General features: G+C 38.4%; 9 protein-coding genes. 3 read left to right on the top strand and 6 right to left on the bottom strand.

Annotated features, from left to right (window positions below):
• Positions 1-387 precede the first annotated feature (387 nt).
• A complete protein-coding gene (locus tag BS19_RS19165; protein WP_169739029.1) occupies positions 388-5,916 on the top strand; it encodes a reverse transcriptase domain-containing protein in 5,529 nt (1,842 codons plus the stop codon).
• A 304-nt stretch (positions 5,917-6,220) separates the two neighbouring features.
• Here the strand turns inward: BS19_RS19165 and map are convergent, their stop codons facing one another.
• Both map and BS19_RS19155 read right to left on the bottom strand, forming a co-directional pair.
• On the bottom strand, positions 6,221-7,006 hold the full coding sequence (gene map / locus BS19_RS19160) for a type I methionyl aminopeptidase (protein WP_038177522.1): 786 nt from the start codon (positions 7,004-7,006) through the stop codon (positions 6,221-6,223).
• The gene (locus tag BS19_RS19155) at positions 6,999-7,223 is read right to left on the bottom strand and encodes a ParD-like family protein (RefSeq protein ID WP_038177521.1); all 225 of its coding nucleotides are present in this window, start codon (positions 7,221-7,223) and stop codon (positions 6,999-7,001) included. Before BS19_RS19155 ends, map begins: the two co-directional genes overlap by 8 nt.
• Before the next feature lie 266 nt (positions 7,224-7,489).
• Here BS19_RS19155 and BS19_RS19150 point away from each other — a divergent pair, with 266 nt between their 5' ends.
• Positions 7,490-8,584 carry a protein kinase family protein gene (locus BS19_RS19150; protein ID WP_038177519.1) on the top strand — a complete coding sequence of 365 codons (1,095 nt, stop codon included), beginning with the start codon at positions 7,490-7,492 and terminating at the stop codon, positions 8,582-8,584.
• 115 nt (positions 8,585-8,699) lie between these two features.
• On the opposite strand, the gene BS19_RS19145 is transcribed toward BS19_RS19150, so the two are convergent.
• Together BS19_RS19145 and BS19_RS19140 are read right to left on the bottom strand one after the other, a co-directional pair.
• Positions 8,700-9,527: a DODA-type extradiol aromatic ring-opening family dioxygenase gene (locus BS19_RS19145; protein ID WP_038177518.1), complete on the bottom strand. Its 828-nt coding sequence runs from the start codon at positions 9,525-9,527 to the stop codon at positions 8,700-8,702.
• A 175-nt stretch (positions 9,528-9,702) separates the two neighbouring features.
• Positions 9,703-10,149: a DoxX family protein gene (locus BS19_RS19140; RefSeq protein WP_038177517.1), complete on the bottom strand. Its 447-nt coding sequence runs from the start codon at positions 10,147-10,149 to the stop codon at positions 9,703-9,705.
• 134 nt (positions 10,150-10,283) lie between these two features.
• Here BS19_RS19140 and BS19_RS19135 point away from each other — a divergent pair, with 134 nt between their 5' ends.
• Positions 10,284-11,192 (top strand): LysR family transcriptional regulator, encoded by a 909-nt coding sequence (locus BS19_RS19135; RefSeq protein ID WP_038177516.1) that lies wholly within the window; start codon positions 10,284-10,286, stop codon positions 11,190-11,192.
• Between the two features lie 396 nt (positions 11,193-11,588).
• Here the strand turns inward: BS19_RS19135 and BS19_RS19130 are convergent, their stop codons facing one another.
• Complete coding sequence (locus BS19_RS19130) at positions 11,589-11,948, bottom strand: hypothetical protein (protein WP_038177514.1); 360 nt, start codon at positions 11,946-11,948, stop codon at positions 11,589-11,591.
• The gene (gene tssI / locus BS19_RS19125; RefSeq protein WP_038177512.1) at positions 11,935-15,072 is read right to left on the bottom strand and encodes a type VI secretion system tip protein TssI/VgrG; all 3,138 of its coding nucleotides are present in this window, start codon (positions 15,070-15,072) and stop codon (positions 11,935-11,937) included. The genes BS19_RS19130 and tssI overlap by 14 nt, the downstream gene beginning before the upstream one ends.
• Between the last annotated feature and the right edge of the window lie 14 nt (positions 15,073-15,086).

The raw sequence follows: 15,086 nt of genomic DNA, 5'->3' as shown, positions 1-15,086 counted from the left end.
TCAAAATGTCTGAAGCCTCCAATGTACTGTGCGTATACGCAGTGCATTGGAGGCTTTTGTGAGACATAAACCTGTCTAGAGCAGTCAACGCCAATTGCGGATCATGGCTCCCTTTACCCCTGATAGGGGGTAAAGGGAATTTTACCCCCTATCAGGGGTAAACCACCCTATATCGATAGGAACATGAGGACTTGTTATTTCCTTATAGGAGCATGTTGATTTCTCTCAGCGCCAAAGTACTACTGAAAAGGAATTATCGCGACTATTGCCTTTAAACCAATTTCTGTAGTCCTGTCGTTTAGGAATACAGAGAAATATTTGAATTGCTAATACTCTCAATGAGATACCTATGCCATAATGATCAAATGGCGTAACTTGAGTAAGTCTATGAAGATGAATCTAATAGAAGTGCTAGCAAATAGTCTTCATCACCTTTTCGTGATGAACCCTACACGCTATGCCTTCCAACGAACAAACGGTGCGTATGCTACCGTCTACCAAAATCTAACTCCTGCGGTTATCAAGAAGATGCTACTTGAGCAGGAAAGCTTATTAACATATCAAGAGTATCAAGGTTACATGAGGTGGGTATGTTTAGATTTTGACATCAAAAAAGGATTCGATCCAGACTTGCCCTCTAACCAAGAAAGTCTTATTTCAGAAGTTGGAAAAGCGGTAGAAAAGCTGAACAGTTATAGCATACCCTATCTCATTGAGTGTTCAGGAAACCGTGGACTCCACTTGTGGGTTATATGTGATAACGATATTGACAAAGATACCGCTTTTTCGTTCATCAGTAGCATAAAAAAAGACCTTGGAACCCTACCAGAATGTATAGCAATAGATCTATTTCCAAAAACTAGCGTTCATAATAAAAACAATAAAGGGATTGGGCTTGGTGTAAAAATTCCTTTATCTAGACATAAGAAATCAGAAAAACACTCTTTTTTCGTGAGTAGCCTATCTGATTTCTCTTTTAAAAAAAATGAATGGCCTAGTGTTCTGGATAATGATTTTTTAGAAAGTCAATTAAAGATAATTGAAAATTATAAAACTGTAAATTCAAGCAAGATATTCTCACTTTTTAATGACAAAATCAAACTTCCAACAATAATCAAAAATATTGAATCAAATAAAGATTATGAAATAGACACAGTTCTTAATAAGTTAAATGAAACACATTGTATCAATCTTATTTTGAAGGACTACAGAAGTAATTTATCACATACTAATAGATTAATACTAGTTGGCTTATTAGCTAGAATAAAGTCTAATAACAATGATAACCTAGGCTTGGATTTACTTAAATCATTTTTTTCTAGATTAGATAATTATGATGAAAAAGAGACTAACGATAGAATTCGCAATCTAAAACACTTGTACCCATTGTCATGTAATGATCTGAGGAAAACCTTGCCAATTGTTTGTTCGGGTTGCAAATGTGAAGATAAAACGTCACCAATAGAAATTCTAGATAACATAACGGTAAGTTACTCTTTCGATGGATTAAATATTAGTGAAGAACTTTTTGAAAAAACAAAAAGAGCCGAAATAAATTATATAAATAGTAACGATGAAATAGCTATCCACCATATAAAAAGAGAAATATCCGAGTTAGAATACTCTGATTTTGAACATAATTTAAAAAAATTATTTTCAGGAGAATTGAGACCGAGCAAAGAAGTATATGATTTCAAGAGGTGGGATAGCGAGTCTAAGAGTCGAATTCTAGTAAGCCATAGCTCTCAAGACAAAATAATTTCAAGCTCATGCCTATCATTATTGAATGACTTATGGTTTGATGCATTTTCCAATAACTCACTGGGATATAGAGTCAACCATAACTTTAACAGCGGCTGGATCTTTGAAAACTGGCTAATAAATTGGAATATATTTGTACATAATATTAAATCTATAATTTATGATAAGTTTGGATCTTACGATAACTATAAAATTATAAAGATTGATTTAAAATCATTTTACGACACTATAAATCACCAAAAACTAAGGATCAAACTTCTTGATCAGCCTGTTTCACCAATAAATGAAAGACTAAATAGCCTTAATGTGACGGATAGGTCAAATTATGAGAATATTGTAAATTATCTTTTATCAGTTACAAAACTAACCAACTCAGAGTGTGGTGTTCCTCAAGGTCCAGCATATGCTAGGTTTTTTGCTGAGATTTTTTTAATCGGTTTAGATAAATTAATTGAGGAAAAATTGAGAACAGGATTTGAGTTTTATTATAGATTTGTAGATGACATATTTATATTTGTAGAAAATGATAACAAATCAAAAGAATTATTTGAAGATATAGTAAGATGGTTAAATTCAAATGAATTGGAGATAAACAAAAACAAGACATTGCTAACTACCGTTGAATACTTCAAAAAAACTAACATTATATCAAAGTATGAAAATGACAGTAAATATAGCATTAATAAATTGATAACTCATAAATCATCTTTATCAAAGAAAGAATTCAATAGAGCAATTTTACAAGCTAAAAATTTATTACAAGACTCGAAATTTGGGCTAAAAGACAACTTCAGGTTTGTCTTATCAAGATTTTCGAATGAAAATGAGTTGAAATACGAAAAATCAATTCTAGAGCCGATTATTATAGATAGCAAAATTGGTCGAGGCTCTATGTATAAAACTTTTTTTCGTGACTATTATTTCAATAAGAAAGACATCGTTTTGCTAGACAGTATTACATATTTGAACATGAATCTTTTAGCAAGGGATTCATATATAAATGAAATTGTTGAAAACTTTGAAGAAATAGACAGCTTATCACTGTCTTCTTTTATTAATGACATTTCTAATGAATCTGAAAAGTTGACTAAGGTAGAGCTAATCACAACAATTGAGTTATCCTTTAAGCTAGGCATAGATGTAAGAAAAGAACTAATGATGAAAGTTGATTTAGGAACTCTTAAGTCAATTCTTTTCTCTAAAGATAAGTATGATTTAAGCGTAGGATTATTTGGTGATGAATTTTTCTCTAAATTTTTCCCTCTCGAAATTGATGGACTTGATTTTATATTAGACTTTGATAATTTGGTTTCTAATAATAATTTATCTATTATCCAACTACGAAGTTTATCTAGCTATTTTTGGAATCGTTTGTCAGAAAATGAATATAAATTATTCACATTGACAAAATATGAAGATAGAATAAATGTTGTATTCAACTTAATAGGGTTGTTTACGATCGTCCTCGAAGATTTTACTAAGTTTCAAATTCAGCTAAAACATGTTTGGTCAAAATTCTTAAATTATATAAATGATTCTAATACACTAATAAATAATCAGAATTGGTTTGAAAAAATTAATGTACAGGATTTTACTAAACTGACTAAATCAACGGTTGTATCCTGTATAACATTGTTGAAAGAAAAAGGATTAGTGGCAGATTGCCCTGATTTTGGCAACGTAGTTGAACGGTATAGAGATATCGTTTTAGCCATTTACAATGATTGTCTTACAGAAGAGTTCACTTTGGATCCAGAACTAATCGCTTCATTACGAGGATCTGATAAATTTATAGATTGGGTCTACGATCATAGTGCAAAAATGTACCCTGATACTGATATCTGTTTGTCAAACATTGCTCATAACAATCTTATTGTTATGAATAAAGGAACATCATTTTTGGTTAAACAACTTGAAGGTAATCTGAGTACATTCGAATATTTAAACGCTCAAGAGTTCAATGGTTCGGTCGTATTTGAAATAGGCAATAGCTACAAAAAGTTAGCTTCTAAATTTGATAGACTAAACAGTTTTGAGTCTATAAAGAAAATCATTGAGCTATATGATTCTGGCAAAAAGTTCAGAGATAGCTTCACTGTTAATGGCTATCCTAACTATTTCATGGAACTGTCAAAAACAAATGAAGATGACTTTCCAGCAATACCACACTACGCAGGTGTTGAGTATCTATTTCCAAAAGGGAGCAGCAAGTATAGAAATGATAAAGAGGGGTTTTGTGAACTTCTATTGAATCTCCTCTATTCATTGGATTTAACTCTAATTGATGTTGAAAGCCCTTACTCATATAAAATTGATGCTGCTAATGAAGCCAAACTATTCCCACAGTATTGTGATTCAAATGTCAAGAAGATCGATTTTTTGAGAAAGTTGATTGGGTATATTGATTTTAATAAATCTTATATCCATGCGCACTCTTTTGAAATAGCTTGGGCAAATGCTCTCTTTGAAATGTCAAATGGCGAAAATGATTTTTCTAGATTTCTAGAGCACTATCTGTCTCATCATGAGAAAGCCAATAGACCAAGTAAGTCACAATTTTATGAATTAATTATATCTCCAAAACGAAGAAGCAATGATGGCAATATTTCTACTTTCTTTGATACATTGAAATCAAATATATTGGTTGGCGGTGCAGAATTAGCAATATCAGGAATGTATAGTGATTTGATGATTGCTATTCAAGAAAGGTTTCCTAGTGAAGAATTTGTTCTAGAGACTATAGATATTGAGGTTTTGGAACCAGATGAATTTGGCACAGATGATAATAAAAAGCTTTGTATAGATTCAACAACTTACGATATTGAGGATAAATCTAAATCATATTATTTCATAGATATGGAAAATAGCGTAAATTTAGTTAGCATTAACAATGCTAATATCGATACTTTATCTATGGGAAGATTATCTTTTTCTGCGGTATCTAATGATGTGGTTTTAATTGTCCTAGTCCCTCGGTCATTTGAGAAAGTATACGAGATTATGGATTTTAGAGCGAGAGGGTTGGAAAAAAGTGACATAGGGATCGAATACTTAAAATTACTCTATAATTTTGAAGATATTATCCACAGCCAGAATGACTCTTTGGTAGATGCATCAAAAATACTTGCTAACCATTACTGGAATAAAGACGTTTCATATTCCAAAAAGAGAATTATTGACTGGTTGTTGCTTTTTAATTATGTATCAATAAAAGACACAAGCCTTGGTGAATTTATTTCTCAAAAAGACTATAGCTTAGAGTATCTATACTCTAGTATTCTTGATGTTGTAAACAGGCATACCTGTATTGATTCTGAAAACATTTCTAAGTTTAAAGACAAGTTAGAATCTATAAGGGGTGACTCTAATGGCTACTTATTTACGTTAAAAAACATTAATCGTGATAAAAACGGTCTACAGCATCTAATACAATCGTGTGGTGGTGATATGTTGCGTACCTTAAAATTGGAAGATTGCTTCAGTGACATTGCTGACATAGATGCTGGAAGTAGATATAAAATAACTATTCTAGGTGATGTAGGAATATCAGGAACAGAGTTTAAGAAAGCAATGCGTTTCTACTTTAAAAACAAAGTTATGAAAAAAAATGGATCGAAAGCTTATGTTGAGGTTGAATTGACAGGAGATGATCGAGATTCTCTTATCAATAAAGAGTGTTATTTCCCATTTGATCATACAGATATAAAACAGTGGGAAAGTTTCAGAAATCGCTTCATGGGAGCTTCGTCTATTGAGCTATTAACAGCAGTTTCCACTAAACAGTTCGAGGAAACTGTAAAGCAATGTCTCAAAGACATTAGCCAAGAGTTTTCATTGCCACTTCCTAATGTTGAGATCGTTAGTAATTTAACGTTGGAAAAGTTTAATTTCGACCATTTCTATGATGATATTCCTTACAAAAAAAGAGAGTTATTTACGAAGTTAATTGAGGACAAAGAACTTTTAAAATCACTGTTTACTGACGACTGGAATTTTTATAAACAGTCAATAAAACCCAATAAAATAGGAAACACCAACCTTATTCTAAGGTTGGAATCTACTCCCAAAGGTCGTTTTCGAGTATTTACGGCAAAAAGTAAGGTTGGTAAGAATAGCTTGTTTGAACGCAGGCTAGAACACAATGAAGAGCAGTAAAAGTATTGACTATTTTCTCAACTTATGGGAGATTTTAGGTAGTCAATCGACTTAGACATTTGTGTTCGATTTGCAGCTTTAAATATTGAAAACTCTTTTATATTCAAGGGTATGCAAAGAAATTTTAGTGAGCGATAGGGTTCAAATCCCTATCTCTCCGCCACATTTAGAAAAGCCCGCTGAGTCATCAGCGGGCTTTTTGTGTTTTAGTACGCGATGCAGTCACCACTTAGGATCGACTGGGTCAATGTACCTATTTCTTATCTCAACCCTTCGTTACTCCACACCCGCTTGTTTATGTGGTTTACATCATTGGCAGTTTTTCTTCTTCTCTCAACGTAAGAACTTCATAGCTTGAACTTGTGACTAATACAGTATGTTCAGATTGAGCAGAAAGCTTCTTATCTCTAGTAACGACAGTCCAACCATCTTTTTTGGTCTTTATCTTCGCGGTACCTTGATTCACCATTGGTTCGATGGTGAATATCATTCCTTCTTTTAAAGTGAGGCCACTATTTGGAAGGCCGTAATGAAGCACTTGCGGTTCTTCATGCATTTCCCGACCTATTCCATGTCCACAATACTCCCTGACAATACTGTACCCATGGGACTCTGCATATCGTTGAATCGCATAACCAATATCACCAAGTTTTGCACCGGGCTTTACTTGCTTAATACCTTCCCACATAGCGTTATAGGTTGTATTTACCAATTGGATTGCAAGCGGTGAGGCTGATGGCATCACATACATTTTGCTTGAGTCAGCAATGAATCCATTCTTTTCTAGAGTAATGTCTAGATTGATAATATCGCCGCTCTTTAACGTTTCTGCCTCTTTAGGTACTCCATGGCACACTACGTCATTAATAGATGAGTTTAAAACGTATTGATAATCATACTGCCCTTTACTTGCAGGGCGAGCATTGAGTTCATTAACAATATACTGCTCAACTTTGTTATTGATATCCATCGTAGAGATGCCCGGCTGGACGTATGTGTCGAGCATCTTAAAAACTTGCGCGAGTAACCTTCCTGATTCTCGCATAAGCGCGATTTCATCTTCTGATTTAATCAGTACTTGGCTATGCATCATTATTCTCTTCAGTCGTTGCAATGTTTGCAGCGGAAACATTCGCAGATTGCATCAAGTCCGCCATGATTTGATTAAATGAAAGTTGAGGGTGCAGTTCGGCTAGCATGCCCATTTTGATCCAAAACTCCGCTTGTGAGTTGATTGAACGTGACATGACCGAACTTGCTTTGCGAAGCTCTTCATGAAGTTCTTCTGAGATTTTGATAATACCCATATGTATGCGATTTATATATGAAACGTATATGTATTATGTTTCTCTTGGCTGCGTTGTCAAATAGGCATCAAGTTATCAGTTCACGTGGTGAAAAGGACATGTGTCTGTACAAATCTGGGCCCCTTACTTACCAGAGTGCTCAACTGTTAGTCCACCACTACACCTTAGATCTAAGCCTTAGCTGATCATCATTATGGGTGATATGTAACGGTTAGTGTTTTGGTAACGTTGTTATACCAATAAGAGCAACAACGGAATGTAGCAAGATGACACGTCACAAAATACAACGGCAATTTGAGAACAGTGATGCCAATTTAATCGTTGGCAATATTGAAAAATGTCCAATATCACCTAAGCAACTAGCTTTAACCACCAGTGATTCACCATACGTAGTGCAAACATTTAAAAGTGGTTTGACGGCAGAAGTATATCGTATCCGTCTTGGTGCAAAGGAGTACACGTTAAAGAAAAAGCGTCCAGTCGCTCGAGTAAAAAACCTTGATGGTCAGTTCTCTTTTCTTAATGAAGTGCAACGCCGCTTTGATTTCCAAAAGCTTAAAGATGATCCTCAAACATCTGCATCATTCAGGTGCATCGTTGAGACGGTTTACGCAGATTATCGTCTTGGTATTATCTTGTCCGATTGGGTTGAGGGAGAACCAATCAAAGAGCTTACACCGTCACTTCTATCACAGCTATTTTCTACATTAATTGAGTGTGAAAAAGTCGGTTTGTTCGAGTGGGATTTGTGTTCTGGTAATTTATTAGTCGATCGCAACCAGAAATTATGGCTATTTGATTTCGGCTATATGTACGCATTTGATCCGCTGACCGAGTTTAATAGTGATGGTACAAATTCTCCACTGTTCCAATTTTGTGAACGGTTTGAAACGCGATTCTTTTCTGGTTGGCTGCTAGAGCAAGATTACTCTCACCACCAGTCCATAGCGGTGTTTCGTAATGTCAAACAAGCGGCAGTAAGTGTTTTAGAAGGTAAAATAGCATGGCTTGAATGTCATCATGCTGATAGCGCCATCTTGCACTATTCAGAGTCATTAAGAGAGCAATATCTAACCGCTCTTGAAAGTGATGACGCTTTAGAAAACTTATTTACATTAGAGATGTTCCGCTCGAATGTTTTGGATATAGAAGATGACCTAGATGGTAAAAGCTGTACGCCAACCACGATAAAACGAGTCAATACTGTTCTTGAGATGGTAGAAAATTTCTATCCACTACTTCAAAAGCAAGGTGCTCTATTTTTCGATAATAAAGGTAAAAGTAAACAAGAACTGATTGAATCATATAAGAAAAAAATGAACTTAGTAAAACAACATCAGTTGCAACTGAATGGATACTAGTTTGGTCGTTGCTGGCATGTTTCCTAACAATATGTTCTTGGTGAGACCATATGATTAGGAAACTCAGTTGTCAGGGGTAGTTTTACGGCAAGCTCATTAGCCAAGGATATTGACCTTAGTCATTCGACACTGCCCAAGAAAACATTGATGCTTGTTTTCTCATAACTTCTATTTGGTAGACATTATCACTGGCTTTACCGGCCATACCATAACAGACATGCAGCGGTATCAGATGCACTTCTCGTGGATGACAAAATCTTGCACTAGGTGCGGACTCCCAATCGATCAGCCGCTGTTTACGCATTGTTTCAGAAAGCGAAGTATCACTCATTGTGGCTTTCAACCAATCATCAAACTCAAGGTTCTTTGCGCGTATTTCTTGTACATCAGGAGTAAAAAAGGCGCACATATTATGAAATGAGAACCCCGACCCAATCACCAGTAAATTGCTCCAATCCAAATCTTGCAAAGCCTGTCCAATTTTAATGTGTAGCTCAGGTTCCAGCGTTTGAACTAATGATAATTGTACGCAAGGAATATCGGCTTCTGGATACATAATTTTAAGTGGAACAAACACGCCATGATCGAAGCGGCGATACTTATCATCAATCACATCGATGCCATTTCGCTTAATCGCGTCCATTACCTTCTGCGCCAATTCCGGTTCGCCAAGACATGGGTATTGAATATCGTAAGCTTCTGTGGGGAAACCGCCATAATCGTAGTTGAGCCCGGGAGAACTGCCTGACGTAACGGTCGGAAGACGCGCTTCCCAGTGTGCGCTAATCACCAATATGGCACTCGGCTTACCGACTTGTTTGGCTATAGTTTTGAGTGTAGTGACCATTTCTTGATGCTCAGGATCACCGAGCAAGGGCATTGGTCCCCCACCATGAGAAACGTAGACAACATTTCGACTTGCTTTTATCTGACTTGTTTTCATGCTGTTTCTCATTCGGTTTAATATTCAGGGCCAATCGGAACAATTGTATTGGCGGTGACTACTGAAGCTTGAATAATGCCATTCACCCTTTTAACGATCTCGCCATTAGCTAACATGGCACAAGACCTACTTAACAGATGATGGTTTTCAGAGATTGTTGACTCAAAAAATTATCTTAGAGAACTTTTTTTGCCAACGTGTTGTCGATGGAAAAACTGCCGGAGCCCTGAATACTTAAAGCCAAAGTGGCGGCAAATAACGCAAGGGCGTACTCATAACCGTTGTTTGAAAGAAAAAGCCCGTGGCTTATATGCACGCTAAAAATAGCAACTAGCATGGTAAAGGCACTCACTGCAGCAGCAGGTCGAGTTAATAACCCTAAGACTAATGCCACGCCACCAAAAAATTCAGCACTTCCTGCCAGCAAAGCCATTAAATAACCCGGCTCCATGCCAATGCTCGCTAACCATTGCCCGGTTCCTTCTAGGCCATATCCACCAAACCAACCGAACAGTTTCTGCGCGCCGTGAGCAGCCAAAATAACGCCGACAGGGACTCGTAAAACCAGAGCGGCAATACCTGCATCTGATTTCAATAATGTCTGTAAAGTTTGTTTATTCATTATGTAACCTATTCTAATTTTCAATCAAGGCTGATTGCCTTAACCAGATTAGTGCTCATATTACTAACAACATTCTGTGTAATAAATGCTATATTCGTTGAATTATTATCAACAATTTATTTGAAGTGGGTGTTATGGATCGTATTGAAACGATGAAAGCATTTGTCGCCGTCGCAGAGGAAGGAAGCTTTACAAAAGCAGCGAATAAATTACAGATATCCAATCAACTGGTTAGTAAATACGTTTCTCAATTTGAAGGGCAGTTAGGCGTTCGGCTGCTGAATCGTACAACACGGAGTGTTCACCTTACTGATGAAGGCGAGCAGTGCTTGCAACATGCTATGCACATTCTGGAAAGCATTGATGGTATGGATGATCACTTCGGGCAACTTAAAAGCACCGCTAAAGGGCTTTTGCATATCAGCGCTCCGGTCTCATTTTCTACGCTTCATTTGGCGCCACTGATACGAGACTTTAAAAAGCAATTTCCAGACGTGGGCGTTAACTTGGAACTTAGCGACCGTAAGGTGGATGTCATCGAAGAAGGGGTGGATGTGGCATTAAGAATTGGGCAGCTAAAGAGCTCGTCACTGGTTGCGAAAAGAATAGCGCCGATTCGATTGGTGCTTTGCGCCTCTCCTGAATACTTAAAGCATCATGGCACTCCAAGCCATCCAGACCAATTAATTCCTGAGCATTTTTTACGTTATAGTTACATGGACTTGGCACCATCAAAGAATCTGCTAATGGAAACTTTGCGCGTCAATTTTGCAAAAAAACAGTCCGGTTTGGTTGCAAATAACGGTGAAATATTGATGGCAGCGGCTATCGCGGGCGAAGGTTATATATTACAACCCACATTCATCGTCGGCGACGCACTAAAGCAGGGAAAGCTCGAAATCATATTGAACGACTTTGAGCTTGAGACGATGGGGCTATACGCCGTTTATCCACACCGTAAACTGCTCGCGCCCAAACTCCGTGCCTTCATCGATTTTATAAGCTCGTATTATGGTCAACCGCCTTATTGGGATGACTTTTAACTGACACCCTTTTTTGTTTGCGGTGAGACAAGATCAATGACCAATATGGTCATGACGTTGGACGAGGTATTAAACCGTAGCGCATCAAAACAGCCATCCGACAGTCGGAGATGTTGGCTCGTATTGGTGTTGATGATGCGACGTATAAGGTCAAGCAATCGGGTAAAAACGCCTTTGCCAAGCGCTGATGTTTATCCGTTTGTTGTAGTTGAATAATGATGTTCCTCAGAGTGCGATGTCTTGAACAAGTTCATATACCCCCCTTAATTAGGAAGGCGCGTGATTAAGTTAAGGTTGAGTAGTGCTTAACAATGTGTTTCTTGCTCGTCGCGCTACAAGATGACGATAACTTGTCGTTTACCAGTACTTTTTTCAATTACTTACTCGAAGTCTAGTTTAAGGCATCGATATCATCGACTCGAAATAATCCGCGATCTTCTCTTTTTCAGCGATCGCACACTCTTCATGTACAGCAACTTCGGAATCAGTTCCCAGTGACTCAAAAGATTCAAGCTGGCACTTCATTTCTAACATAGATAACCACGATTCCAAGAGTTCATCAATTGGCTTACTTTTCTCAGGAAAGAATGCTAACGATTTTTGATGTAAACTTTGTATGCGAGTTGTTAGTTCATTTGACTTAAGTCTGTACTCTTCGTTGATTTGAGCCAATTGCTCATGTTCTGATTTGTTAAAAGCAGCATGAGCGACTACGGATATTGTGAACAAGATAACAAGTAAGCTAATTTTTTGCATAGTTTGCCCTTAGTTTTATTCTTTCTGAGGGTACATTTGGCCAATTGGATTTGTTAGCTAATTTTTCTGATAAGCTAACGATATCAGCTCTGTAAGCATCTGACTGTACCAGTTTTCTAGACCTTGGGGTGTAGTCACCTCTGAATCTTAAGTCAATCAGTAAATCTCTTATTTTTTGTGGGATAGCTGCCCACGCATCTTTCGCGTCAATAGTTTTATTAGTATGGTAGGCTTCAATTGTTATTCTCTTTTGACTAATTCTTGAAACGTCACTTTCTAACCTCTTGTAAACGTCATTAAACAGTAAATATTGTTGTTTTCTCGTTATAGAAGCTGTTTTAATATTGGATGGCGCTGAGTCAAAGTAGTTTTTAGCATCTAGTCCTCTTTTGCCTTGTGCGTTTACCAGCCATTCACGGAGTTCTGCTGATATTTCTACTTTATTTAAATCGATATGTGCAGATTGCTGCTGGCCTAAATCATATCCTCTACCAATAGTGATACCACTGTTCTCTCCGGGCCAATGTATAGATCTGGAGAAGTATATGCTTGATTCAACATCATTTCCTTCAGCATTAAAAGTTAATTGGCCTTTGGGAACTTTTAACCACTTGAGATCCATCTCATCATTCTCATACTCCCACCCCTCAACAAGTGCTTCGTCTAGACCTAGTAAGGTTCCTTGACCTACGATTCCATCAACGGCTCCCACATCATAAGCGAGGTGCGTTTCGTTGGTCGGCTTATACTCACTTTGGAACAGCTTAACCTGACGTTGTGTGGTTGAACCAAAATCTCCGTCAGCGCCTGCATTTCCGATATCGAAACCTAGTTTTATCAGAGCTTGTTGAATGTATTCAACTTCTTGCCCTTTTGCTCCGCTTTTGTATGAATGAGATTCACGATTCGCGAGTTTATCTAAGGTTAAAGACTGCTTAAGAAGGGCAGACTTTAACCTTAGTGATTTAGTCTCTTCAGATTCAGATTCAGATTCAGATTCAGATTCAGATGAGCTGCTGCTATTCGCACTCGAAACTGCGGCAACAGGGCTGTTTGCTGTTAAGTGTTGAGCTGTATGAGTTATCTCTTCAGGCGCACTGAACTCACTTATCACATTCGCTTCTGCGCTGTTTTGTGACGCACTGATATCGGCTTGCTGCAGTTCGGCGACTTCAATATCGTTGAGTAAGGCTGTGGCTAGCTCGGCTGTTTGTCCGGCATAGCCACTGCCACTTCCTGCGCTGCCGCCTGAATTTAGGTTCACGCCAGCACCGGATAAGTGAACGCCTGCCGGGTCGACTTTGACAAAGCTCCCTGCGGCTTTTAAGGTGATTTCACTGCCTGCCTCAATCACCACCTTATTGCCTGATTTAATGTGGATTTCAGAGCCAGAGTCATTGACCCAAACTTTACCGGTTTTGAGATGCAAAGAGCCCTCAACCACTAAGGTTTGATCTTGGGTGACTTTGTTGCGCTTATCGCCTTCTACCGTTTCATTACGATGGTTCTTAACATGGCTGAAGTAGTGATTATCGACGGTTAAATGCTGATCATGCTTGATATGAACCGTGGTGTCGTTTTCGACCTCTATGTCGAGATCTTTTTGGGCGTGGACAAAAACTTGCTCTTGCTGAGACTGGTCTTCAAAACTTAATTCGTTAAACCCTTCACCTTGGTGCGATTCACTGCGTATTACGGTTTTTGTTTTATTGTCGGGCAACACGTAAGGTGCAGTGTTCGTCACATGGTAGGTTCTGCCCGTAATAATCGGTTGGTCAGGGTCACCATTTAAAAACTCGACGATCACCTCATGACCGATGCGAGGAATAGCTAACATGCCGTATTGATTTCCGGCCCAATCTTGGGAAACACGAATCCAGCACGAACTGTGCTCGTCGCCGCTTGAATAACGATCCCATGGAAACTGAACTTTAACGCGACCATGCTCATCACAGTAAATTTCTTCACCTTCAGGACCAACCACAGTCGCCATCATCGGGCCATCGACCAAAGGCTTAGTAAATGGCTCTAATTGCCAATTTTGTTCGCTTGGGATCAACCAAAATTGATTATCATAGGTTGTTGAACCAGAGCCGGCTTCTTCTTCTAGGGCTTGAGGTTGCGTGCCGCGATGGGTGGCTTTGACGACTAGCCATTCTCGATTGAACTCATCATCTAAGTGCTCACTCAATTGAAACTTGTAACCCGCTTGAATAGCAGCTACGTAGCTCTTGCCAGTGGCAAGTTGTGCATCGCGACGTAAGTAGTCGAGGCGTGTTTGGTTAATTAACGCGCCGCTATCATCCGATTTAAACCGTCCTGGTGCATCAAAGTGTTGGTAGTCGGTACTTTGAAAGTCGATGTCAGTGGCAAGGGTTTTTTGCTGAAATGAATAGGCTGGCTTTTTAAAACTGTAATCTTTAAGTTGCGTCGAGCTGGGGGCGAAACGGGTGTTAAATACCATCGCGGATACATACTCTTGCTCAGAGATGCCGCCGCTGAGCGCATTGTATGGAATAGGCGTGTGTACTTTAGGCAAACAAGCGCAAGAGTCACTAAATAGTACCGTGTGCTTACCATTTTCAAATACAAAGCTGTAAATCAGCCCTTCTTCGGCAGCCAGCCGGTGTAGAAAATCGAGGTCGGACTCTCGGTACTGAACACAAAATTCTCTTTGGCCATGGTCGTGTTGTAAGGCAAAGGCAAAATCATCGATCTCCATTTCTTTAAGAATAATAGAGAGGATTTCCGGTACGGTTTTATACTGGAAAATACGACTATTTTGGCGCAAAGACAGTCGCTCTAATGCTGGAACAATCGTTAAGGCGTAGAAGGTATGATGATGACCAGTATCACTTTTGGTGAAGCTTCGTGCAATTCCGTGGATGGTTTTTACGATTTCTAAGTCGCGGTATAAGGTGAGTTGGACTTGCTTATCAACGACATCTTCAGCGCTGAGCAGCGAATTACGACTCGCGAGCTGAACATCATAATAGTAACCATGGCAGGGTTGCTTGCCATGGTTAAGATCATGCGAAAGAGATTCGTTGCCTTCGAACTCTCTGACGACAAAAGCTTGAGGATCGAGCCCTTCAACGGTTAGATTGAAATTGAGAGTGGTCATATATTCAGCCCTAC

Origin of the sequence: Vibrio pacinii DSM 19139, from assembly GCF_000711795.1 — a bacterium.
Lineage (GTDB): Bacteria > Pseudomonadota > Gammaproteobacteria > Enterobacterales > Vibrionaceae > Vibrio > Vibrio pacinii.
Note: the sequence above shows the minus strand (reverse complement) of the source record. Positions and strands in the feature narration are given on the sequence as shown.

Excerpts from the sequence above, each read along its gene's own strand:
- BS19_RS19150 (WP_038177519.1), top strand. The coding sequence starts at position 7,490 with ATGACACGTCACAAAATACAACGGCAATTTGAGAACAGTGATGCCAAT.
- BS19_RS19135 (WP_038177516.1), top strand. The coding sequence starts at position 10,284 with ATGGATCGTATTGAAACGATGAAAGCATTTGTCGCCGTCGCAGAGGAA.
- BS19_RS19165 (WP_169739029.1), top strand. The coding sequence starts at position 388 with ATGAAGATGAATCTAATAGAAGTGCTAGCAAATAGTCTTCATCACCTT.
- map (WP_038177522.1), bottom strand. The coding sequence starts at position 7,006 with ATGCATAGCCAAGTACTGATTAAATCAGAAGATGAAATCGCGCTTATG.
- BS19_RS19130 (WP_038177514.1), bottom strand. The coding sequence starts at position 11,948 with ATGCAAAAAATTAGCTTACTTGTTATCTTGTTCACAATATCCGTAGTC.
- BS19_RS19140 (WP_038177517.1), bottom strand. The coding sequence starts at position 10,149 with ATGAATAAACAAACTTTACAGACATTATTGAAATCAGATGCAGGTATT.
- BS19_RS19155 (WP_038177521.1), bottom strand. The coding sequence starts at position 7,223 with ATGGGTATTATCAAAATCTCAGAAGAACTTCATGAAGAGCTTCGCAAA.
- BS19_RS19145 (WP_038177518.1), bottom strand. The coding sequence starts at position 9,527 with ATGAAAACAAGTCAGATAAAAGCAAGTCGAAATGTTGTCTACGTTTCT.
- tssI (WP_038177512.1), bottom strand. The coding sequence starts at position 15,072 with ATGACCACTCTCAATTTCAATCTAACCGTTGAAGGGCTCGATCCTCAA.